At 73.3% G+C, this 22,056-nt stretch carries 19 protein-coding genes and 1 pseudogene; 10 read left to right on the forward strand and 10 right to left on the reverse strand.

Annotation, left to right across the window (positions count from 1 at the left end; genetic code table 11):
* Position 1 precedes the first annotated feature (1 nt).
* Positions 2 to 772, forward strand: coding sequence for a class II aldolase/adducin family protein (locus ACWC5C_RS20285; protein ID WP_450877088.1), 771 nt, complete (start codon positions 2 to 4; stop codon positions 770 to 772).
* Between the two features lie 8 nt (positions 773 to 780).
* Here the strand turns inward: ACWC5C_RS20285 and ACWC5C_RS20290 are convergent, their stop codons facing one another.
* Positions 781 to 1,194: a DUF5997 family protein gene (locus ACWC5C_RS20290; protein WP_450877089.1), complete on the reverse strand. Its 414-nt coding sequence runs from the start codon at positions 1,192 to 1,194 to the stop codon at positions 781 to 783.
* A 73-nt stretch (positions 1,195 to 1,267) separates the two neighbouring features.
* Here ACWC5C_RS20290 and ACWC5C_RS20295 point away from each other — a divergent pair, with 73 nt between their 5' ends.
* On the forward strand, positions 1,268 to 2,041 hold the full coding sequence (locus tag ACWC5C_RS20295; protein WP_450877090.1) for a LysR substrate-binding domain-containing protein: 774 nt from the start codon (positions 1,268 to 1,270) through the stop codon (positions 2,039 to 2,041).
* On the opposite strand, the gene ACWC5C_RS20300 is transcribed toward ACWC5C_RS20295, so the two are convergent.
* Positions 2,038 to 2,622 (reverse strand): TetR/AcrR family transcriptional regulator, encoded by a 585-nt coding sequence (locus ACWC5C_RS20300; protein WP_385436637.1) that lies wholly within the window; start codon positions 2,620 to 2,622, stop codon positions 2,038 to 2,040. The genes ACWC5C_RS20295 and ACWC5C_RS20300 overlap by 4 nt on opposite strands.
* Before the next feature lie 270 nt (positions 2,623 to 2,892).
* Between ACWC5C_RS20300 and ACWC5C_RS20305 the strand changes: the two genes are divergently transcribed.
* From ACWC5C_RS20305 to ACWC5C_RS20330, 6 genes are all read left to right on the forward strand, one after another.
* Positions 2,893 to 3,489 carry a (2Fe-2S)-binding protein gene (locus ACWC5C_RS20305; protein ID WP_385436636.1) on the forward strand — a complete coding sequence of 199 codons (597 nt, stop codon included), beginning with the start codon at positions 2,893 to 2,895 and terminating at the stop codon, positions 3,487 to 3,489.
* Positions 3,486 to 4,478 (forward strand): FAD binding domain-containing protein, encoded by a 993-nt coding sequence (locus tag ACWC5C_RS20310; protein WP_450877093.1) that lies wholly within the window; start codon positions 3,486 to 3,488, stop codon positions 4,476 to 4,478. Before ACWC5C_RS20305 ends, ACWC5C_RS20310 begins: the two co-directional genes overlap by 4 nt.
* Positions 4,475 to 6,613, forward strand: coding sequence for a xanthine dehydrogenase family protein molybdopterin-binding subunit (locus ACWC5C_RS20315; RefSeq protein ID WP_450877095.1), 2,139 nt, complete (start codon positions 4,475 to 4,477; stop codon positions 6,611 to 6,613). The genes ACWC5C_RS20310 and ACWC5C_RS20315 overlap by 4 nt, the downstream gene beginning before the upstream one ends.
* Positions 6,606 to 7,730, forward strand: coding sequence for an XdhC family protein (locus ACWC5C_RS20320; protein ID WP_450877097.1), 1,125 nt, complete (start codon positions 6,606 to 6,608; stop codon positions 7,728 to 7,730). Before ACWC5C_RS20315 ends, ACWC5C_RS20320 begins: the two co-directional genes overlap by 8 nt.
* A 76-nt stretch (positions 7,731 to 7,806) precedes the next feature.
* The gene (locus tag ACWC5C_RS20325) at positions 7,807 to 9,915 is read left to right on the forward strand and encodes a hydantoinase/oxoprolinase family protein (RefSeq protein ID WP_450877099.1); all 2,109 of its coding nucleotides are present in this window, start codon (positions 7,807 to 7,809) and stop codon (positions 9,913 to 9,915) included.
* Positions 9,916 to 9,940: 25 nt separating this feature from the next.
* Complete coding sequence (locus ACWC5C_RS20330; RefSeq protein WP_450877101.1) at positions 9,941 to 12,157, forward strand: hydantoinase B/oxoprolinase family protein; 2,217 nt, start codon at positions 9,941 to 9,943, stop codon at positions 12,155 to 12,157.
* 59 nt (positions 12,158 to 12,216) lie between these two features.
* Here ACWC5C_RS20330 and ACWC5C_RS20335 read toward each other — a convergent pair whose 3' ends face one another.
* Both ACWC5C_RS20335 and ACWC5C_RS20340 read right to left on the reverse strand, forming a co-directional pair.
* The gene (locus ACWC5C_RS20335; protein ID WP_450877103.1) at positions 12,217 to 12,906 is read right to left on the reverse strand and encodes an HAD family hydrolase; all 690 of its coding nucleotides are present in this window, start codon (positions 12,904 to 12,906) and stop codon (positions 12,217 to 12,219) included.
* A 24-nt stretch (positions 12,907 to 12,930) separates the two neighbouring features.
* Positions 12,931 to 13,434 carry an Lrp/AsnC family transcriptional regulator gene (locus ACWC5C_RS20340; protein ID WP_450877105.1) on the reverse strand — a complete coding sequence of 168 codons (504 nt, stop codon included), beginning with the start codon at positions 13,432 to 13,434 and terminating at the stop codon, positions 12,931 to 12,933.
* Positions 13,435 to 13,685: 251 nt separating this feature from the next.
* Between ACWC5C_RS20340 and ACWC5C_RS20345 the strand changes: the two genes are divergently transcribed.
* Positions 13,686 to 15,170, forward strand: coding sequence for an FUSC family protein (locus ACWC5C_RS20345; RefSeq protein ID WP_450877360.1), 1,485 nt, complete (start codon positions 13,686 to 13,688; stop codon positions 15,168 to 15,170).
* Positions 15,171 to 15,520: 350 nt separating this feature from the next.
* Positions 15,521 to 16,561 (forward strand): lactonase family protein, encoded by a 1,041-nt coding sequence (locus tag ACWC5C_RS20350; RefSeq protein ID WP_450877107.1) that lies wholly within the window; start codon positions 15,521 to 15,523, stop codon positions 16,559 to 16,561.
* 94 nt (positions 16,562 to 16,655) lie between these two features.
* Here the strand turns inward: ACWC5C_RS20350 and ACWC5C_RS20355 are convergent, their stop codons facing one another.
* The 6 genes and pseudogenes from ACWC5C_RS20355 to ACWC5C_RS20380 form a co-directional block, all read right to left on the reverse strand.
* A complete protein-coding gene (locus ACWC5C_RS20355; RefSeq protein ID WP_385436626.1) occupies positions 16,656 to 17,657 on the reverse strand; it encodes a hypothetical protein in 1,002 nt (333 codons plus the stop codon).
* Between the two features lie 185 nt (positions 17,658 to 17,842).
* Positions 17,843 to 18,859, reverse strand: a complete 1,017-nt coding sequence (locus ACWC5C_RS20360) for an N-acetylglucosamine kinase (RefSeq protein WP_450877362.1) — start codon at positions 18,857 to 18,859, stop codon at positions 17,843 to 17,845.
* A gap of 22 nt (positions 18,860 to 18,881) precedes the next feature.
* On the reverse strand, positions 18,882 to 19,763 hold the full coding sequence (locus ACWC5C_RS20365; RefSeq protein ID WP_450877109.1) for a phospholipid scramblase-related protein: 882 nt from the start codon (positions 19,761 to 19,763) through the stop codon (positions 18,882 to 18,884).
* Between the two features lie 39 nt (positions 19,764 to 19,802).
* Positions 19,803 to 20,480 carry a uracil-DNA glycosylase gene (locus ACWC5C_RS20370; protein WP_450877111.1) on the reverse strand — a complete coding sequence of 226 codons (678 nt, stop codon included), beginning with the start codon at positions 20,478 to 20,480 and terminating at the stop codon, positions 19,803 to 19,805.
* Between the two features lie 58 nt (positions 20,481 to 20,538).
* Complete coding sequence (locus ACWC5C_RS20375) at positions 20,539 to 21,630, reverse strand: WD40/YVTN/BNR-like repeat-containing protein (protein ID WP_450877113.1); 1,092 nt, start codon at positions 21,628 to 21,630, stop codon at positions 20,539 to 20,541.
* Positions 21,631 to 21,782: 152 nt separating this feature from the next.
* Positions 21,783 to 21,977 (reverse strand): annotated as a pseudogene (locus tag ACWC5C_RS20380) (iron-siderophore ABC transporter substrate-binding protein); the annotation flags it as partial.
* Positions 21,978 to 22,056: the final 79 nt, after the last annotated feature.

Here is a 22,056-nt window from a genome sequence, read left to right on the forward strand (position 1 = left end):
CGTGACCGCCGAAACCTGGAACACCTCCGCCGGGGAGGCCCGGCTGCGCCGCGAACTCGCCGCGGTCTACCGCCTGGTGGCGCACTTCCGGATGACCGACCTGATCTTCACCCACATCAGCGCCCGCGTCCCCGGCCCCGAACACCACTTCCTGATCAACCCCTACGGTCTCCTCTTCGAGGAGATCACCGCGTCGAACCTTGTCAAGGTCGACCTGTCCGGCCGTCCCGTCGAGGAGACCCGCCACCCGGTCAACCCCGCCGGGTTCGTCATCCACAGCGCCGTCCACGCCTCCCGGTCCGACGCCCACTGCGTCCTGCACACCCACACCAAGGCGGGCTGCGCCGTCGCCGCCCAAGCGGACGGGCTGCTGCCGCTGAACCAGATCTCCCTGGAGTTCTACGGCAGGCTCGGCTACCACGACTACGAGGGCGTCGCCCTCAACCTCGCCGAACAGCGGCGGCTGGTCGACGATCTCGCGGACCACCCGGCGATGATCCTGCGCAACCACGGCCTGCTGACCGTCGGGGAAACCCCCGCCCAGGCCTTTCTGCGCATGTACTACCTGGACAAGGCGTGCGAGATCCAGATCGCGGCGACGGCCGGGGGCGCGAAGCTCGTCACGCCGCCTCCGGACATCTGCGAATTGACGGCACGTCAGCTCGGTGGCGAGGACGACGGCTCCGACTTGCAGGACGACCAGGCGTACGACCTGGCCTGGGCCGCGCTGCTGCGGCTCGTGGAGCGCGTCGCTCCCGACTACAAGGACTGAGAGAAGGGTCAGTGCTGCGGCGGGCGGGGATCGGCGGCGCGCTCCGCCTGCTCGGCCTTCTTCTCCTTGATCCGCACGGCTTCCTTCCGCACCTCGGCCTGGGTGGCGCGCTCCTTCTCCAGCCACTCGGGCTGCTCCGCCTTCAGGGCGTCGATCTGCTCGGTGGTGAGGGCCTCGGTGATCCCGCCGCGCGCCAGGCCCGCGATGGAGGTGCCCAGCTTCGCCGCGACCACCGGCCGGGGGTGCGGGCCGTTGCGGCGCAGCTCCCGCAGCCACTCGGGCGGATCGGTCTGGAGGGCGTTGAGTTCGGCCCGTGAGACGACGCCCTCCTGGAACTCGGCGGGGGTGGCCTGGAGGTACACACCCAGCTTCTTCGCCGCGGTGGCGGGCTTCATCGTCTGGGTGGTCTGGTGCGACTTCATGGTGTCAAGGGTATCGAGCGCGCGGGCGGCCCCGGACCACGGCCCGGTCCGGCGCGACCGGTAGCCTGGCGGGGTGACAGGCTCGGAAGCATCCCCTACGTTCCGGCTCGCGTATGTCCCAGGGGCGACGCCCGCCAAGTGGGTGCGGATCTGGAACGAGCGCCTGCCCGACGTCCCCCTGACCCTCATCGCGGTGTCCGCCGCCGAAGCGCCCGAGGTGCTGCGGGGCGGCGACGCCGACGCGGGTCTGGTGCGGCTGCCGGTGGACCGTACGGTGTTCAGCGCGATCCCCCTCTACACCGAGACATCGGTGGTCGTGGTGCCGAAGGACCACATCGTGGCGGCGGTCGAAGAGGTCACCGCCGACGACCTGGCCGAGGACATCGTGCTGCACCCCCTGGACGACGTGATCGGCTGGGAGCGGCTGCCGGGGCGGCCCGCCATCGAGCGCCCCGCCACGACGGCGGACGCCATCGAGCTGGTGGCGGCCGGAGTGGGCGTGCTGGTCGTGCCGCAGTCGCTGGCCCGGCTGCACCACCGCAGGGACCTCACGTACCGGCCGGTCACGGACGCGCCCCAGTCGAGCGTCGCGCTGTCCTGGCCGGAGGACGCGACCACCGACCGGGTGGAGGACTTCATCGGGATCGTCCGGGGGCGTACGGTCAACAGCACCCGGGGCCGCGCCCAGCCCCCGGAGCAGCCGAAGCGCAAGCCCGCGGCGGGCAAGGCGGCGCCCAGCAAGGCGCCCGGGAAGACCCCGCGGGGCCGTTCCGCGGCCCCCAAGAGCGGCGGCAAGGGCGGCGGCAAGGGCGGCGCCAAGCGCGGCAAGCCCCGCCGCCGCTCCTAGCGAGAGGCGGTCCCGGGCGCCCCGGCGCGCAGCCCGTCCATCACCAGGTCCAGGAGCCGCCCGGCGCACCCCTGCCAGTCCCCGCAGGGGTCGATCTGCCAGAGCCCGGCGATGGCGAGCATGAAGTCGTCCGGGGTGACTCCCGGGCGGATCGTGCCCGCCTCCTCGTTCGCCGTCAGCAGGAGCGCGACGGCCGAGGTCAGCGAACCGCGTGCCAGCTGGACCAGGCCACCGTGCGTGGTGGCCTTGAGTAGCGCACCGGCCAGCCCCGCCTTGGTCATGGCGTACTGGGCGAGCCGGTCCATCCACTCCCGCAGTGCCTGTTCCGGGGCGCGGGTCCGCAGCAGCTGGGCCGCGGCGTCGGCGACCTGCTGCACCTCGTAGCGGTAGACCTCCAGGACCAGCGCCTCACGGTTGGGGAAATTCCGGTAGAACGTTCCCTGCCCGACGCCCGCCTTCTTCGCGATCGCGCTCAGCGGGGCGTCCGCCGAGCACGTCAGCTCCGCCAGGGCCACTGCGAGGATGCGCTCGCGATTCCGTTGCGCGTCCGAGCGCAGTGGGGTGTCCTTTTTCTCGGGCACTCGTCCTCCTTTCCGGAATCGCCAACGGGCCGCCCTTGCTAACCGGACAACTGTCCGATAAGTTCATAGCAGCCGGACAACTGTCCACTTAGGTCTACCTTACCGGCAGATCCGGCCAGTGCGAACGCCCGGTGCGAGCGGCCGGTGCCGGTCGCCACCAGCCCGCTCACCCTTCCAGACTCTTCCCGGGCCCGCCCGGACCACTCCCGCCCCCCGTCTGCCCGGATCATTTCGCTCGACGCGCACCAGCTACGCGAAAGAAGACTGATCATGGCTCCAACCTCCCCGACGTCCAGCGCCATCACGCTGAACATCAACGGCGAGAAGCACACACTGCCCGTCGACCACCGCACCACCCTGCTCGACGCCCTGCGCGAACGTCTCGATCTGACCGGCACGAAGAAGGGGTGCGACCAGGGCCAGTGCGGCGCCTGCACCGTGCTGCTCGACGGCCGCCGGGCCGTCTCGTGTCTCCAGCTCGCGGTGGCCGCCGAGGGGCGCGAGATCGTCACCATCGAAGGCGTGGCCGACGGCGAGGACCTGCACCCGGTGCAGCAGGCCTTCCTCGACCTCGACGGCTACCAGTGCGGCTACTGCACCCCCGGGCAGATCTGCTCGGCCATCGCCGTGATCGAGGAACACGCGGCGGGCTGGCCGAGCGCCGCGACCCAGGACGTACGGCCGGACGCGGGAGTCCAGCCGCTCACCGCCGAGGAGATCCGGGAGCGGATGAGCGGCAACCTGTGCCGCTGCGGCGCGTATGTGTCGATCGTCGAGGCGGTCGCACGGGCGGCGGAGGCCGCACAGCCACCAGCGGGCGGCTCGGGTGACGGTATCGGCGCGACGGAAGCGGAGGCAGCGGTATGAGGGAATTCGGGTACGAGCGGGTGCACGACGTCTCCGGGGCCGTGGCCCTGCTGGGCGCCGACCCCGACGCGCGCTACCTCGGCGGTGGCACCAACCTGGTCGACCTGATGAAGACCGGGGTGGAGCGGCCCGCGCGCCTCGTCGACGTGCGCGACCTCCCCCTCGACCAGATCGAGGCCACGGAGGACGGCGGATTGCGCATCGGCGCGACCGTCACCAACAGCGACCTCGCCGCCCACCCCGAGGTGCGCACCCGCTACCCGGCGCTGGCCCAGGCCGTGCTGGCCGGAGCCTCCGGGCAGCTGCGCAACATGGCCACGGTCGGCGGCAACCTGCTCCAGCGCACCCGCTGCGGCTACTTCACCGACACCGCCAAGCCCTGCAACAAGCGGGTCCCCGGCAGCGGTTGTCCCGCCATCGAGGGCGAGCACCACAACCACGCGATCCTCGGCGCCTCCGAGCACTGCGTGGCCACCCACCCCTCGGACATGGGGGTGGCGCTGGCCGCCTTCGACGCCGTCGTGCACTACGAAACGGCCGACGGGCCGGGCGAGTTGCCGTTCGCGTCGTTCTATCTGCCGGTGGGGGACACCCCGCACCTGGAGACCGCCCTGCCGTCCGGCGCGCTGATCACCGGCATCACCCTGCCGCCCGCCCCGGTCGCCACCGTCTCGCGCTACCGGAAGGTGCGTGAGCGCGCCTCCTACGCGTTCGCGATCGGCTCGATCGCCGCCGCCCTCGACGTCCGCGACGGAGTCGTCCACGAAGTGCGCCTGGCCTTCGGGGCGGTGGCGTCCCGGCCGTGGCGGGCCCGTGAGGCCGAGCGGGTGCTGACCGGGGGCCCGGTGAGCGCCGAGGCGTTCGCCGCCGCGGCCGACGCCGAACTGGCGGCCGCCGAGACGCTGCCGCACAACGGATACAAGGTGACGCTGATGCGCAACCTCGTCGTGGCCATGCTGTCCGAACTCTCCGAGGAGGCCGCCCGATGACCACGACGACCGGAACCGCCGCCGTCACCCCGTCCGTCGGAGCCGCGCGCACCCGCGTGGAGGGCCGCGAGAAGGTCACCGGCGCGGCCCGCTACGCCGGTGAGATCCCCTTCGCCGATCTGGCCCACGGCTGGCTGGTGGTGTCCACCATCGCCCGCGGCCGCATCCGCTCGGTGGAGACCGCGCCCGTCGAGGCGATGCCCGGCGTCCTCGCCGTCCTGCACCACGGCAACGCCCCGCGCGTCGACGGCGACTACGTCGGCCTGCTGGGGAAGCCCGATCCGACCATCACGCTCTTCCAGAACGACCGGGTGCCGTTCGCGGGCTGGCCCGTGGCGCTGGTCGTGGCGCAGACGCCGGAGCAGGCCCGGGAGGCCGCCGAGGCGCTGGAGGTCCGGTACGAGGAGGAGCCGCACGACGTGGTGTTCTCCGCCGGGCGCACCGGTACGTACGTACCGGAGGAGCAGCAGGCGGAGACCGAGAAGGGCGACATCGAGGCCGGACTCGCCGAGGCGGCCTTCGTCGTGGACGCGGAGTACACCACTCCGGAAGAGCACCACGCCATGATGGAGCCGCACGCGGCCACCGCCCGCTGGGACAGCGGACGGCTGGAGGTCGTCGACTCCAACCAGGGCAGCATGTGGGTGGCCGACGAGCTGGCGAAGATGTTCTCCCTCGACCCGGCCTCGGTCCGGGTGCGGTCCGAACACGTCGGCGGCGGCTTCGGCTCCAAGGGCCTGCGCCCGCACCAGGTGGCCGCCGTGATGGCCACGACCGTCCTCCACCGCCCGGTCCGGGTCGTCCTGACGCGCCGCCAGATGTTCGCCATCACCGGCTACCGCAGCCCCACCGCGCAGCGGATCAGGCTCGGCGCCGACGCGGACGGGCGGCTGAGCGTCTTCGACCACCAGGCCCAGAGCCTCACGTCGACCGTGCACGAGTTCATCGAGCGCAGCGCCGACTACGGGCGCGCGATGTACGACGCCGACGCGCACCACACCGTCAACCGCCTGGTGAAGCTCGATGTGCCGACACCGACCTTCGTGCGCGCGCCGGGCGAGGCACCCGGCTCGTTCGCGCTGGAGTCCGCGATCGACGAACTCGCCGAGAAGTGCGGCCTCGACCCGATCGCGCTGCGGGCCCGCAACGAACCCGAGGCGGGCCCGGTGTCCGGGCTGCCGTTCAGCACCCGCAGGCTGAACGACTGCTTCGCGGAGGGCGCCCGCAGGTTCGGCTGGGCGGACCGCGACGCGCGTCCCGGGCTGCGCCGCGAGGGCCGCTGGCTGCTCGGCACCGGCACGGCGGCGGCCACCTTCCCCTCGGGCGTCGCCCCGTCCACCGCGGCCGTGACCGCCGAGTCGGACGGCACGTTCACGGTACGGATCACCGCGGCCGACATCGGCACCGGAGCCAGGACCGCGCTGACCCAGATCGCCGCGGACGCGCTGGAGGTGACGCCGAGCAGCGTCCACATGCGGATCGCGGACAGCGACTTCGGCCAGGCGATGATCGCCGGTGGCTCCATGGGCACCCGCTCCTGGGCCTGGGCCGTCACCTCCGCGGCGAAGGAGCTGCGCGAGAAGCTGGCCCTCGGCGGCACCATCCCGGAGGAGGGCATCACCGCCCGGTCGGACACCTCCGAGGCCGTCTTCGCGCTCGCCAAGAAGGAACGGCACTCCTACGGAGCGCAGTTCGCCGAGGTCGCCGTGGACGCCGCCACGGGCGAGGTCCGGGTGCGGCGCATGCTCGGCATCTTCGCCGCGGGCCGCATCGTCAACCCGCTGACCGCGCGCAGCCAGTTCATCGGCGGCATGACCTGGGGCCTGTCCATGGCGCTGCACGAGGAGGCCATCAGGGACCAGGCCTTCGGCAGCCACGTCGGCCCCGACCTCGCGGGCTACCACGTCGCCGCGCACGCCGATGTGCCGCCGATCGAGGTGGGCTGGGTGGACGACCCGGACCCGGACGACCCGGTCGGCATCAAGGGCATCGGCGAGGTCGGCATCGTCGGAGCGGCGGCGGCCATCGCCAACGCCGTCTGGCACGCGACCGGTGTGCGCCACCGGCACCTGCCGATCCGTCCCGACCGCGTTCTGCTGGCGGGCACCGCGCCAGGTGGGGACGGGGATGCTTGATATCGCCACCGAGCTGAACCGGTGGGCCGAGGAGGGCCGGGACTTCGCCGTCGCCACCGTCGTGGCAGTCGGTGGCAGCGCGCCGCGTGGTCCCGGCGCCGCCCTCGCCGTCGACGCCGGGGGCACGGCCATCGGCTCGGTCTCCGGCGGCTGTGTGGAGGGGGCGGTCTACGAGCGCTGCCTCCAGGCGCTCCAGGACGGCACCACCGTCCTAGAGCGGTTCGGGTACAGCGACGAGGACGCGTTCGCGGTGGGGCTGACCTGCGGCGGTGAGCTGGAGGTCCTGGTCACGCCGGTGCGCGCGGACGCGCCGGTCCGGGCGGTGTTCGCGGCGGCCCTGTCGGCCGCCGCCGGTGGGGAGACGGCCGCGGTCGCCCGGGTCTCCCGGGGCCCGGCCGACCTCCTCGGCCGGGCGCTCCTGGTCCGCCCGGACGGCTCGTACGAGGGCGGCTTCGGCGGCGGCTCCGAGGTGGACCGTGCGGCGGCGGACGAGGCGGGCGCGCTGCTCGCCTCGGGCCGCACCGGCGCGTTCACCCTGACGGGTGGCCTCACGGTCTTCGTCGAGTCGAGCGTGCCGCCGCCCCGGATGATCGTCTTCGGCGCCGTGGACTTCGCCTCGGCCCTGGCGCGCACGGGGAAGTTCCTCGGCTACCACGTGACCGTGTGCGACGCCCGCCCGGTCTTCGCCACCCGGGACCGTTTCCCCGACGCCGACGAGATCGTGGTCGACTGGCCGCACCGCTATCTGCGGGACACGGCCACCGACGCCCGAACGGTGCTGTGCGTGCTCACCCATGACGCCAAGTTCGATGTGCCGCTGCTGGAGGAGGCCCTGCGGCTGCCGGTCGCGTTCGTCGGCGCGATGGGCTCGCGCCGTACCCACGACGACCGCACCCGCAAGCTCCGCGAGGCCGGTCTCACCGACCGCGAACTGGCCCGGCTGCGCTCGCCGATCGGCCTCGACCTCGGCGCCCGTACGCCCGAGGAGACCGCCCTGTCCATCGCGGCGGAGATCGTCGCGGCCAAACGGGGCGGCACGGGCGTGCCGTTGACCGGCTCGAAGACACCGATCCACCGCGAGACCAACGGACAATTGACGAAGATCATCTCTGGTTGACAGCGATCCGGCATGGCGGAAAGGCTCGTTCATGTCGTGCATCAGACTGAAGACCCAAGGAGTTGATCCAGCCCGGATGCCTTCGTACTACGTGGCTTCCGACATCGGTGGCACCTTCACCGACACTGTCGTGATCGATGACACCGGACGGGTCGGCCGGTACAAGTCCTCCACCGTTCCCGCGAACCCGGCCGAAGGGGTGCTCAACACCCTGGTCGACGCCGCCGAAGAGCGCGGCGTCGACCTGGCCGAACTGCTCGCGGACGTCGAGATGTTCGCGCATGGCACCACGATCGCCACCAACGCCATGCTCGAAGGCCGCACCAAGAAGGTCGGCCTGATCCAGACCCGTGGCTTCGGGGACACCCTGACGACCATGCGCGGGTTCAAGGGGACCGGCCTCGAAGAGGAGGAGATCAAGCGGTTCCGCACGCTGGTGAAACAGCCTGCGGCCGTGCCCCGTTCGCTGACCGAGGAGGTCACCGAGCGCGTCGACTACGCGGGCCGGGTCGTCTGTCCGCTGGACGAGGACGACGTGCGGCGCGCCGTGGCGCGGCTGCGGGACGCCGGGGCCGAGGTGTTCGCCGTCTCGCTCCTCTGGTCCTTCGCCAACGACGCGCACGAGCGCCGGGTCGGCGAGATCGTGGCCGAGGAGGCGCCCGGCGCGAGCGTCACCCTCTCCAGCGAATTCCTGCCACGGATCGGCGAGTACGAGCGCACCCTGACCACCGCGGTCAACGCGGGCCTGCGCCCGCTGCTCGGGGCGTCGCTGGACAGCTTCGAATCCACCCTGGCCAAGGCGGGCCTGCGCACCGGCCCGCTGCTCATGCAGTCCGGCGGCGGGCTCGCGACCTTCGCCGAGGCGGAGAAGCGCGCGGCGGCGGCCGTGATGTCCGGGCCGGTCGGCGGCGTGGTCGCCTCCCAGTACCTGGGCAGCCGGGGTGAGCACCGCAACATCGTCACCACCGACATGGGCGGCACCAGCTTCGACGTCGGGCTGGTGCTGGACGAGCGTCCCGTCATGTCCAACACCACCCTCATCGGCCGCGACCGGCTCGCCCTGCCGTCCGTGGCGGTGCGGGCGATCGGCGCCGGTGCCGGTTCCATCGCCTCCGTACGGGGCGGGGTGCTGACCGTCGGGCCCGAGAGCGCGGGCGCCCACCCAGGACCGGCCTGTTACGGGCGCGGCGGCGAGCGCCCCACGGTCGCCGACGCGGACCTGGTGCTCGGCTACCTCAACCCGGACAACTTCCTCGGCGGGCGGCTCACCCTCGACGTCGAGCGCGCCCGCACCGCCATCGAGGAGCACATCGCCCGGCCGACCGGCTTGAGTGTCGAACAGGCCGCGGAGGGCATCAAGACCATCGTGGACGCCCGGATGGCCGACCTGGTGCGCCAGGTGACCGTGGAACAGGGCTACGACCCGGCCGACTTCTCGGTGTTCGCGTACGGCGGCGCGGGCCCGCTGCACGCCTTCAGCTACGGCGCCGAGCTGGGCTGCCCGCGGATCGTCGTGCCGCTCACCGCCTCGGTCCACTCCGCGTTCGGCATCGGCAGCTCGGACCTGACCATGGTCGAGGAGCTGTCCAAGCCGCTTCAGTCGCCGCCCGGCACCACCGACTACGGGGCCGCGCTGCCGCCGGAGGAGATCGAGGCGGCGTTCAGCGCACTGCAGGAGCGGGCCGTGAAGGGGCTCGTCGAGGCGGGCGCCGACCGCGAGACGGTCACCTTCGCCCGGTCCGTGGAGATCCGGTTCCGGGCCCAGATCCATGTGCTGACCGTCGGCTTCGGGGACGGCCCGATCACCGCCGCCGAGGTGAACGCCATGGTCGAGCGGTTCATCGACACCTACGAGGGCCGGTTCGGCAAGGGCTCGGCGTTCCCCGAGGGCGGTGTGGAGATCACCACCTTCCGGGTCGTCGCCGCGAGCCCGGTGCCCCGCGCCGAACTCGACACCGTACGTACGCGGGGCACCGCGGAGGTGGCCGAGCCGGGCACCCGGCGGGTGTTCAGCGGCGGCGCGTGGACGGACGCCACCGTCTACCGCGCCGACCACCTGCACGAGGGCTTGTGCGTCGAGGGCCTGGCCATCGTGGAGATGCCGGACACCACCGTCGTGATCGGCACGGGCCAGGAGGCCGTTGTCGACCGGCTCGGCGGCATCGTCATCCACAACCGCCCCTGAATCCCCCCCCACATACGGAGCAACGATGAACACCGCTGCCCCCACACCCCCGGCCGCCGCGAACGGGACGGCCGACGCCGTCAACCCGGTCACCCATGAGGTGATCCGGCACAAGCTCTGGTCGATCAACGCCGAGGGCGCCACCACCGTCGAGCACGTCTCCGGCTCCCCGGTCGTGCACGCCACCGACTACAACTTCGGCATCTACACGGCCTCCGGCGAGATGGCCGTCATCGGCACCTATCTGCTGACCCCGGTCTACACGGGCGCGATGGCGATCGAGGAGTTCCAGCGCCGCTACGACGACATCGAGCCCGGTGACGTCTTCATCATCAACGACCCGTACATCGCCGCGATGCACCAGAACGACGTGCAGTTCTGCAGCCCGGTCTTCCGGGACGGCGAACTCGTCGCCTGGCTCGGCTGCATGGCCCACCAGGTCGACCTCGGCGGCATGGACCCCGGCAGCTGGTGCACCACCGCCACCGACGTCTACCAGGAGGGCATCCGCATCCCGCCGGGCCGGATCGTCCGCAAGGGGACCGTCAACCAGGAGCTGTGGGACACCATCGTCGCCAACTCCCGCATGGCGGGCACGGTCGCCAACGACTTCCGCGCCTTCCTCGCCGGACTGCGCGTCGCCGAGCGGCGCTTCCACGAGCTGTGCGACCGCTACGGCACCGGCCAGGTCCGCACCACCATGGAGCGCACCCTCGACCACAGCGAGGCCCAGCTGCGGGCCATGCTGGAGGAGCTGCCGGACGGGGTGTACGAGCACACCTCGTACCTCGACCGCCCGGACGGCTCGGGGAACGACGGCGATCAGGGCATCGAACTGCTGGAGGTCCCCTGCCGCATGGAGAAGACCGGCGACCGGCTGGTCTTCGACTTCTCCGCCTCCAGTCCGCAGAGCCCCGCGTACGGCATGACCACGCGCGGCGGGCTGCTCGGCGCCGTGGCCACGCTCATGCTGTGCACGTTCGGCGCGGAGATCCACTGGAACCACGGCATCATGCGCCCCGTCGAGGTCAAGGCGCCCGACGGGCTGTGCGTGACCGCCGTCGAGCCGATGCCGGTCAGCGGCGGCGCGGCGGGCGCGAACTGGACGGCGACCTGCTCGGCGGGCGGCGCGATCGCGAAGATGCTCAGCTTCTCCGAGGCCTACGAGAGCTTCGCCTTCGGCCCGAGCGACGGGTCGTGGCAGCTGAGCCAGTTCGGCGGCGCCGACCAGCACGGGCAGCCGTTCGCCTCGATGTACATGGACTCGCTGATGTGGGGCGGGCCCGCCTTCTCCTTCCGCGACGGCGTGGACGCGGGCGGCGCCATGGTCATCCTCGGCGGCGGCGCGACCGACGTCGAACAGCAGGAGATGCGGCATCCGCTGATGTACCTGTGGCGCCGTCAGGTCGCCGACTCCGGCGGCGCGGGCACCTACCGGGGCGGCAACGGCATCCAGTTCGCCCTCACCCCGATCGACACCCCGGAGGTGACCGGCGTCCTCGGCACCCACGGGGTGTCGCTGCCGAACCGCACCGGCCTCTTCGGCGGTCTGCCCGGCTCGTGCGCCCGCTTCGAGCGCGTCACGTCCGCCGCCCCGCTGGACCGGCTGGCATCCGGGCAGGCCATCACCCGCCTCGCCGACCTCGACGGCAGCCACGAGACGCTGCCCGGCGTCTCCCCGGCGGCCCGCATCGCCCACGGTGACGTCTTCGAGTGCACCGTCCAGAACGGCGGCGGCTACGGCGACCCGCTGCTGCGCGACCCCGCCAAGGTCGCCGCCGACGTGGAGCGCCACGCGGTGACCCCGGAGTCCGCCACCCGGCTGTACGGGGTCGCCCTGACCCCGGGCGGCGGCGTGGACGAGCCCGCGACGGAGGCCCACCGCCAGCGGATCCGCGAGGACCGCCGCGCCCGCATGACGGCCCCGGCCGCCGGGGCCCCCGCCGCCACGGGGGAGCCCACCGGGATCTGGGGCAGCGCCCTGGCCACCTTCCCCGGCCCGGACGGACAGCAGACCGCCGCCTGCCGCCACTGCGGGGCCGGGCTCGGCTCGCTGGCGGACGGCTGGGAAGCCCTCGCGGGCCGGGTCACCCTCGGCCCGGACGACCTGGGCCGGGACGTCCGCGTCCACGACGCGCTCACCGTCGTCGCCTACGTCTGCCCGCACTGCGTGACGTCCCTGTGGGTCGACACGGAGCCGGTCGCGGGCAAGCCCTGGCGGGACTTCGCCCCGCGCGTCTGAGCGGCGTTCACGGCGTCTGTGTGCCCCGGTCCGGATTCCGGCCGGGGCACACGTACGGATCAACTGCCGGACGTCACCCAGTCGTACGCCGCCCCCGCGTCGAACTCGCCCTGCCCGCCCCGGAAGATCAGCCCCGCGTGGTCGTACGCCGAGCCGCTACCGGCCGCGTGCTCGTCGTACGGGACGGCGACGCAGCGCATCCCGGCCCGCCGCGCCGCCTCCACCCCGGGCCCGGCGTCCTCGACCACCACACAGTCGGCCGGATCGGTGGCCAGCAGCCGCGCGGCCGCCAGGAAGACATCCGGTTCGGGCTTGCCCCGGCCGGTGTCCTCCGCCGAGACGTACAGCGGCAGCAGCGCGTCCAGACCGGTGGCGGCGAGCGCGGCCTCGATCGCGGACCGGGAGGAGCCGGAGGCCACGGCGAGCGGATGCCCGGCGTCGCGCAGCCGCTCGGCGAAGGCCCGCATCTCGGGGAAGACGGTGGTGGAGGTGCGGACCAGCTCCAGGTAGTGGCCGTTCTTGACGGCGAGCAGCTCGTCCACCGGCGCGTCGATCGCGTACCGCGCGCGCAGGGTCTCCAGGGTCTCGCGGGTGCCGATCCCGATGAACTGGGTGTGCTCTTCCCAGGTGAAGCCGGTGACGCCGTACTGCGCGAGGGTGCGCTTGCCCGCCTCGTAGTAGTTGGGCTCGCTGTCCACGAGCGTGCCGTCGAGGTCGAAGATCACGGAAGGGGTCCGCCGGAAGCTCATACGGACAGCATGCCAAGGACGTGATCAGGGCCGACGGCGGGTTCCGGCGGTCTGCCCCACCGCGTCGACCAGCGGCAGCATCCGGTGGCGGACCCGCTCCCTGAGCACCATCTCGGTGCGGGTGCGGACCACTCCCGGCTGCTGGATCAGCCGCTGCACGACGTCCTCCAGATGCTCGTTGTCCCGGGCCACCACCCGGGTCAGCAGATCGCCCGCGCCCGTGGTCGAGAACACCTCGATGATCTCCGGGACGGTGGCCAGCGCGTCGCCCACGTCGTCCAGATGGCCCTGGGTGACCTCGATGTGCACGAAGGCCAGCACCGGGTGGCCGAGCGCGGCGGGGGAGAGCGACGGGCCGTAGCCGGTGATCACGCCGTCCCGCTCCAGCCGGTCCAGCCGCGCCTGCACGGTGCCGCGCGCGACGCCCAGCAGCCGGGCGTACTCGCGCACGCTGGTGCGCGGCTGCTCCAGCAGCAGCCGCAGGATCTTCGCGTCCAGCGCGTCCACCGCGCCCACCGGTACGTGCATGGGCCATCGGCTCCCTCGTGGTCGGTTCGTCCGAGCGGCGACTGTACCAATGGCCCAGCGAAACGGTGATCGCTTGAGCCGATGGTGGCGGGATGCTTCTCTTGGGGCAGATGGCGTTGCGCTGGGCTGCGCCGGACGGCAAGGAAGCCGCATCCGGGTCCCCGCAGCGCCTTTGTCATGCCCGGAGGCGAAAGGGACAGGTCACAGCGGTGCTGCGCGGGTTTCAGACGGTGGTGAGGGCGTGCGCGACGATGTTCGCGGCCCCGGATCCGGGGTTGCGGCGGCTGCGGATCTCGGCGCGGGGCGCGCTGGGCGTCGGCTCCGCGGTGGCCGCCGTGGCCTGGGCCGGGCTGCCCCTGACGGCCGCTGTTGTGGGCGGCCTCGCGGCGCTCCTCGCGCTCTTCACGGTGGCGGACTCGACGGTGCGGCGGCAGGCCGTCACCACCGCGCTGCTCCCGGCCACCGGCCTCCCGGTGCTGGCGCTGGCCGCCGTACTGCACCGGGTGCCGCTCGGGCGCGACACCGCCTTCCTCGCGGTGGTCTTCTGCGGGGTCGCGGCCCGGCGGTGGGGGCCGCGCGGCAACGCCCTCGGCATCTTCGCGTTCATGATGTTCTTCGCGGCGCAGTTCCTGGGGGCCGGGTGGCGGGAGCTGCCCGTGCTGGCGGTGGCGGTGCCAATGGGGGTGGCGGTGGCCGCGTTCGTCCGGTTCGGCGTGTGGTGCCTTGAGCGGCGCACGCCCGGGGCGCCCGCCGCCGTGCCGCCCGGCGGGCGGGGCCTGGCGCGGCCCGCCACCCGGCAGGCGTTCCAGGCGGCGGCCGCCTGCGCCGCCGCGCTCGCCGTCGGCCAGGCGCTCTCCGGGGAGCGGTGGTACTGGGCCGTCGGCACCACCTGGTGGATCTTCGTGAACACCGCCTCGCGCGGTGAGACGCTGGTACGCGGCTTCCGCCGGGTCGTCGGCACCGTCAGCGGCATCGCGGCCGGGCTCGCCGTCGCCGTACCGCTGGACGGGGCCCCGGCGCCCACCGCCGTCCTCGTCGCCGCCTGCGTCTTCGGGATCTTCTACACCGCGCCGCTGTCCTACAGCTGGATGGTGTTCTTCGTGACGCTGATGGCCGGGCTGCTCTACGGCCTGCTCGGCGTGCTCCACCCCGGGCTGCTCGCGCTGCGCCTGGAGCAGACCGCCGTCGGCGCGGTCGCGGCGGGCCTGGCCGTGGCGCTCGTGCTCCCGGTGACCACCCACGCCGCGACGGACGGGTGGATCCGGCGCGCCCTGGAGTCCGTACGGCACTGCGCCGCCGACGCCGCGCGGCGGCTCGCGGGCGACCCGGCCGCGGACCCCGCGCCGCACGTCGCCGAGCTGGAGGAGGCGCTGCGGGGGCTGCGGATGTCGGTCGCCCCGCTGCTGCACCCGCTCAGCCCGCTGCGCGCCCGCCGGGCCCGCGCCCGGCAGGTCATGCTGGCGCTCGACGACTGCGCCCGCCAGGCGCGCGGCCTCGCCGCGCTGGCCGCCGACCCGGTCGCCTCCCACGACGTCCGGCTGACGGCGGCGTGCGCGCGGGTCGAGGCGGCGGTGAGCCCTCTGACCGCCCCCGTCGGCCCGTCAGCCGCCGCTCCCGCGCCCGCCGCCGGTTTGCCGCCCCACCCGGCCACGGACCGCGCCCTGGCCCATCTCCACGACCTGGAGGCCGCCCTGACGGGCCTCGCCGACCCGCTGCGCGCCCCCGTGCGGGCCTGACCCAGCGGGCCCCTGCGGGGCCTGTGCGGGCCTCAGCGCGTTGCCGCAGCGGCGCGGCGGACTGCGGGAGGGCCGGGTGGGGCCCCGAAGGGGCGCGGGGAACTGCGCGACCAGCCACGACGGCGCCGCGGACGGCTGACGGCGTGATGACCAACGGCGCGTTGCGCCGGGCCTCAGCGGGCCTGTGCGGGCTTGAGTGTGGCTCCTCCGGCCGTTCCGCCCACCGGGGCGCTTCCGCCAACCGGGGCGCGCTGAGGGCGCGTCACACACGGAATCGTCCATTCCAGAGTCCTGGTCCGGACCGGGCTGTTAGCGTCGGCCGCAAGCGAAACCGCTGGAGAGGCAGCACGGTGAGCACGGAGCAACGGACGTACAGCGCCTACATCGGGTCGTTCACCGAGGCGGGCGGAGCCGGGATCACCGTCGCGGACGTCGACCCTGACACGGGGGCGCTCACCCCGCGCTCCACCACGGACGAGGTCACCAACCCCTCGTATCTCGCGCTCTCACCCGGCGGCGACGTCCTCTACGCGGTGAGCGAGACGGACGACGGCGCGGCCGCCGCGTTCCGGACCGGCGGGCCGGGCCGCCCGCTCACCCTCCTCGGCGCCCCCGTCCCCGTCCACGGCGCGGCGCCCACCCATCTCGCGCTTGCCGCCGGGCATCTGCTCACCGCCAACTACGGCTCCGGCAGCGTCAGCGCGCTGCCCGTCCGCGAGGACGGCGGGCTCGGGGAGCCGACGGCCGTGCTGCGGCACGAGGGCGGCGGCCCGGTCCGCGAGCGGCAGAGCGAGCCGCACGCCCATCAGGTGCTGCCCGACCCGTCCGGCGGCTGGCTGCTCAGCGTCGACCTCGGCGCCGACGCGGTGTGGGTGTACGAGCCCGCCGGGCCCCGGGCGCACCGGAAGGTCCGGCTCCGGGCGGGGAGCGGGCCGCGTCATCTCGCGTTCCACCCGCGCGGCGACCGCGCGTACGTCGTCAACGAGCTGGAGCCGACGGTCACGGTGTGCCGCTGGGACGCGGCGTCCGGCGCCCTCGAACCGCTCGGCGAGACCCGGGTCGTCCCGCCGGGGACGGACACCGCCACCTTCCCCTCCGAGGCGGCGGTCTCCCCGGACGGCCGCTTCGTCTGGGTCGCCAACCGGGGCCACGACAGCGTCGCGACGCTCGCCCTCGACACCCCGGGCGATCGCATGGAGCTGGTCACCACCACGCCCTGCGGCGGCCACTGGCCGCGCGACCTGGCCCTCGACCCCTCGGGAACCCGGCTCTACGTCGCGAACGAACGCTCGGGCGAAGTGGCCTGGTTCGGCCTCGATCCCACCACCGGGGTGCCGGGGCGCGGCGGTTCGATCGAGGCCCCGGCCGCGTCCTGCGTGATCTTCGGCTGACCGCATGGCATGCCGTGAGGCAGAGCGGGCGTGGGCCGTGCGCGGGGCGACTCGCCCCGCGCGGCACACGGCCTCTCGCGGCTGGAGGGACGATTCAGCGCAGCCCCGAGGACGCCGGAAGCGTGATGCCCAGCGCCGCCGCGTACTTCGACAGCACCAGCTTGCCCACGGCCGGGTACGCGCCGAGCGCGTCGGCCGCGGCGCAGCCCGCCTCCTGGGACGCGGCCCGGATCAGCTCGGAGGAGACCTCCGGACCGATCAGGTACGGCGCGAGGGCGAGCCGGGCCGAACCGGCGGAGCGCAGCTGCTCGGCGACGCGGACCACGGCCCCGTCCTCGTCCAGCGCGGCGGCCATCACCGGCACGGCGAGGCGCGCGGAGAGCAGCATGCCGGTGATCCCACCGGCGTCGGCCGCCTCGCCGCCGCCCACGGTGGCCAGGATGATGCCGTCCGCGGCGGTCGCCACCGTGAAGAGGCGCGCCCGGTCGGCGCGGGCGAGGCCCGCTTCCGACAGCCGGACGTGCAGACCCTCCGCGAGCAGCGGGTGCGGGCCGAGGACGTCGGTGAGTTCGGCGGCGGAGCCGCTGCTCATGATCGACTGGCGTATCCGGCGCAGCAGCGCGTTGTCCGGGCCCGCGAGCAGCGGGACCACCACGGCCGACGGGCCGTCGGTCGGGACGGCGGGCGGCGGAGGCATCTCCGGGATCTCCTCGCCCGCGGCCTCGGCTGCGGCGATCGCCTCCGCGGTGGCGGCGGCGGTGGCCTTGGCGGCCTCCCGCGCCTGGCGCAGCCGCTCGGTGCGGTCCTGGACAGCGCGCGCGAGCACGGTCTCCAACTGCGGGAACTCTTCGTTCCCGCCTTCCACGTCCACATAGCCGACCTGGGCGTCGAGGCCGGGCAGCTCGGAGCGGGCGATGCTCACGATCTCCTCGGCCAGGCCCCGGGTGGCGGCTTCCGGCGTCCCCGGAACGGCCAGCACCAGCGGCGGTGCGCCCACGGGTGCGGCCGCGGGCTCCGGGCGGCGGTGCCGTCCGGCTTGGCGGGGACGCGGCATTCGTACTGGCAGGCCGGACGCGGGCCCTGTGGGGGAGCTCATGGCGCCGCATGTTAGTCGCTCTATAGGGTTGGCTGTTCGGGAGGGGTGCGACTGGGCGTTTTCTGTCCCCTTTTGCCGAGCCTTGCTGTTCGATGCTGTGCGGTGGGCGAACAGAGCTGCTCACATAACCGATAGGGTGTCCGTAATCCGTAACGGCCGCCCCGGCTATCGGTCGTGGTCGTCGTTCACCCCTCGGTGACGACGCTCAGCAGTCCCGCGTCGAGCGGCAGCCGCAGCTCACCGGCGGCGAGCGCCGCCGCGATGCGCAGGGCGCCGTCCAGCGGGTCCCCGGCCGCCTCGGTGACCCGGACCCCCGGCAGCCGTGCGGCCAACTCGGCGCGCAGAGGCGTCAGCAGGGGCGCGCCCATGCGGAAGAGGCCACCGGTCAGCGCGACCTCACCGGCCGCAGGGCGGGGGCAGACCGCCGCAGCGGCCCCGGCGATGTGGCGGGCGGCGTCCCGCAGGATCGCCTCCGCGACGGGATCGGCCCCGGCGGCGCAGCGGCCGACCTCCGGCGCGAAGGAGGCCAGGACGGCGGGCCGGTCGGGGCGCGGGTACAGCTGTCCCGGCAGCCCACCGGCCGGGCCGAAGACCGCCTCCAGCCGGGCCAGCAGCGGCCGTGAGCCGCCCTCGCGCCCGTCGTACGCGCGCATCGCGGCCTCCAGACCGGCCCGCCCGATCCACGCCCCGCCGCCGCAGTCGCCCAGCAGATGCCCCCAGCCGTCGGCCCGCCGCCACCCGGGCGCGGCGTCGCCCGAGCCGTCCGTACGCCCATCCAACGGCACCGGAACCGCGCCCAGCGCGATCAGGCCCGTGCCCGCGGCGACCACCGCGCCGGGCCGCTGGCCGAGCGCCCCGGCATAGCCGGTCACCGCGTCCGCCGCGAGCGCGAGGCGGCGCACGCCGAACTCCTCCGCGAGCGCGCCCGGCAGCGTCGCCCGCAGATCGTCGCCGAGCGAGGCCATCCCCGCGGCGCCCACGCAGACGGCGGCCGGACGCCGCGCCCCGGCCCGGCGCAGCAGGTCACGGGCGGCGGGCAGCACCCGCGCCAGCAGCCCGGCCGCGTCGATGCCCCGGTCGCCGACCTCGGCGGGGGTGGCTGAGGCCCAGGTCAGCGGCGTCTGAGCGGAACCGCTGAGCTGGGCCCCGGCGCGCGCCACGGCCACCCGTACGCCCGATCCGCCCGAGTCGATCCCGAGCACATGTGCCGTATCGTCCACCGGCTCAGCCGAACCCGCGCGAGTCCTGCTTGAGCGCGGTGTCCACGGTCAGGGCGGTGGCGACCACGAGGCTCAGCAGCGGGTCGGGAAGCTGACGGTGGATCTGCAGGACGTAGTTGTCCGCCGTCGTGAACATGGTCTTCGCCAGACCTTCCCAGGTCTTGGTGATCCGGGCGATCTCGGTCTCGGTGTGGTCGACGATGGAGAAGTTCCAGGCGCGCCAGTTCTCCGCCTTGATGGCGCCGATCTGCTGCCCGTTGACCTGTATCCCGAAGTTGATCTTGCCGATGGCGTTCTGCTGGACGATCTCGCCGACCGGCTGGCCGTCCGGGCGCTCCACCAGCACCTTGGACTTGATGAACTTGGCCGGGCGGGTGAGCACCAGATGCGGCTGCCCGGCCGCGTCCCGGATCTCCAGCTTGTGCGTCATGAACTGGTCGAGGCTCGACACGAACCGCGCGACCTTCTTGAGCGTGCTCTGACCGACCTGGACCACCGACCCGATGGTCTGGCCGTGCTGGTCGAAGACGCTGTACTCATTGGTCAGCTCGATCAGCTTGGCCTTCTGGTTCACCACCAGCACCGGCTCGGTGAAGAGCGAGCCGCCGCCGCCCCCGGCCGGGGCGACGTGCGCCTGCTGCTGCACCTGGTGCTGGACCTTGGCCGGGTTGGGGTGCGGCTGGGCGGCGTACCCCTGCTGCGGGGCGTGGCCGGACTGCGGGGCGTACCCCGGCTGCGGGGCGTGTCCGGGCTGGGCCGCATGCCCCGGCTGCTGGCCCGGGTGGGTGTGCTCGGTCCACTGGGCGCCGTCCCACCAGCGCAGCTGGTTGGGGGTGCCCTGCGGGTCGGCGTACCAGCCCGCAGGGGTGTTCGGATGTGTCGTCATGGCGGGCAGACTACCCCTCGCCCACCTGGAAAGAAGCGCTCAGGGAAGGCGCCAGTCGACGGGTTGCGCTCCCTGCTGTACGAGCAGGTCGTTGGCCCGGCTGAAGGGGCGCGAACCGAAGAAGCCCCGGTCGGCCGACATGGGGGAGGGGTGCGCGGACTCGACCGAGGGAAGCGGCCCCAGCAGCGGCCGGACATTGCGCGCGTCGCGGCCCCACAGGATGGACACCAGCGGGCGCCCGCGCGCGGCCAGCGCCCGGATCGCCTGCTCGGTGACCTCCTCCCACCCCTTGCCACGGTGTGCGGCGGGGCGGCGCGGCGCGGTGGTGAGCGCCTTGTTGAGCAGCAGCACGCCCTGCTGGGTCCAGGGCGTCAGATCGCCGTTGGACGGGCGCGGCAGCCCGAGGTCGCTGTGCAGCTCGCGGTAGATGTTCTCCAGGCTGCCGGGCAGCGGCCGCACCTCCGGCGCCACCGAGAAGCTCAGCCCCACCGCGTGACCGGGCGTCGGATACGGGTCCTGGCCCACGATGAGGATCTTCACCTCGTCGAAGGGCTGCTGGAACGCGCGCAGCACATTCGGTCCGGAGGGCAGATAGGTGCGGCCCGCCGCGATCTCGGCCCGCAGGAAGTCGCCCATCGAGGCGATGCGCTCTTCCACGGGCTCAAGTGCCTTGGCCCAGCCCGGTTCCACAATTTCATTCAACGGTCGTGCAGCCACACCGCGTCACTCTAGTGGCTCAGCCCCTGGCCGCGTGCCGTATGACCCGGTCACGGTCTCATCCGATCACCGCCGCTCGCACACAGAGCACATCAGGAAGGTGCTGGGCGATCTGCTGCCAACTCTCGCCCTCGTCCGCGCTCGCGAACACCTCGCCGTTGCGATTGCCGAAGTACACCCCGACCGGGTCCGCGTCGTCCGTACGGAGCGCGTCCCGCAGCACCACCCCGTAGTGCGGTTCGCCCGGCAGCCCGGCGGACCGCTCCTCCCAGGACGCGCCCGCGTCCTGGGTGCGGTAGACCCGGCAGCGGTAGCCGGGCGGATAGCGGTCCGAGCCGTCGGACGCGGGGAAGAGATAGGCGACTCCGCCGCGCCGGGGGTGGGCGGCGATCGCGAACCCGAAGTCGGCGGGCAGCCCCTCGCCGATCTCCGACCAGTGCGCCCCCCGGTCGTCGCTGCGGTACACCCCGCCGTGGTTCTGCAGATACAGCCGGTCGGGGTCCTCCGCGTCCTGAGCGATCTTGTGTACGCACTGCCCGAACTCCGGATACTGATCGGGCAGGAACTCCGCCCTCAGCCCGCTGTTCGACGGCGCCCAGCTCGCCCCGCCGTCCGTCGACCGGTACACCCCGCCCGACGAGACGGCCACCGTCACCGCCTCGGCGTCCCGGGGGTCGGTGACCACCGTGTGCACCGCCTGGCCGCCGAACCCGGCGCCCCACTCGGGCCGCTGCGGGTGGTCCCACAGGCTCCGTACGAACTCGAAGGTCTCCCCGCCGTCCTCGGAGCGGAACAGCGCGCCCGGCTGGGTGCCCGCGTAGACCACCTCGGGCGCGGCGGGCCCGGCCGGGTGCAGCTGCCACACCCGCTCCAGCGAGGTGTCCGTCCCCTCCGGGAACCGGACCGCGGGCCGGGCGGGTTCATGCCAGCTCTCCCCGAGGTCGTCGGAGCGGAAGACCGACGGGCCCCAGTGCGAGCTGTCCGCACCGGCCAGCAGCCGCGGCGCGCCGGAGCGGCGGGTGTCGATGCCGACGGAGTACACCGCCTGCATGGGGAAGTGCGGACCGGTGAAGTCCCAGTCCGGGCCGGTGCGGCGGCGGCCGAGGAAGAGACCCTTGCGGGTGCCGACGGCGAGCAGAACATCGTCCATGACGGACTCACTCCTTGGGGCGTAGGGAGAGGTGAGGGGGCGAAGAGACTCGATGAGGGATGTGTCCGACATCACAGAGTCTGCACCCCACCACTGACAACGGCCCGTGGAAGCGTCTTCCCGCAGGTCGGCGCGGGTGTCTCCACTGGAGGTCAGGTTCCGGACTTCGGCTGCGTCACCTTCGTAGCGGGCTTGCCGTCGAGGGCGGCGGCCAGCTGCGGGACCAGCCGGTCCAGCGTGTACGGCAGGCTCAGCACCGACACGAAGGAGATCGCGTTCCCGTAGTCGCCCGTCTCCTTGACGTAGACCTCGCGGTCCTGCTTCGCCACCTTCAGGTCGGCGTAGAGGGGGTGGCAAGCAGTTGTTGATTGAGTGTGTATGAGTGTGTTCTAGCGTGTGTGAGTGAGTATCCGGGCTGTGGACTGT

The organism is Streptomyces sp. NPDC001700 (assembly GCF_053596435.1).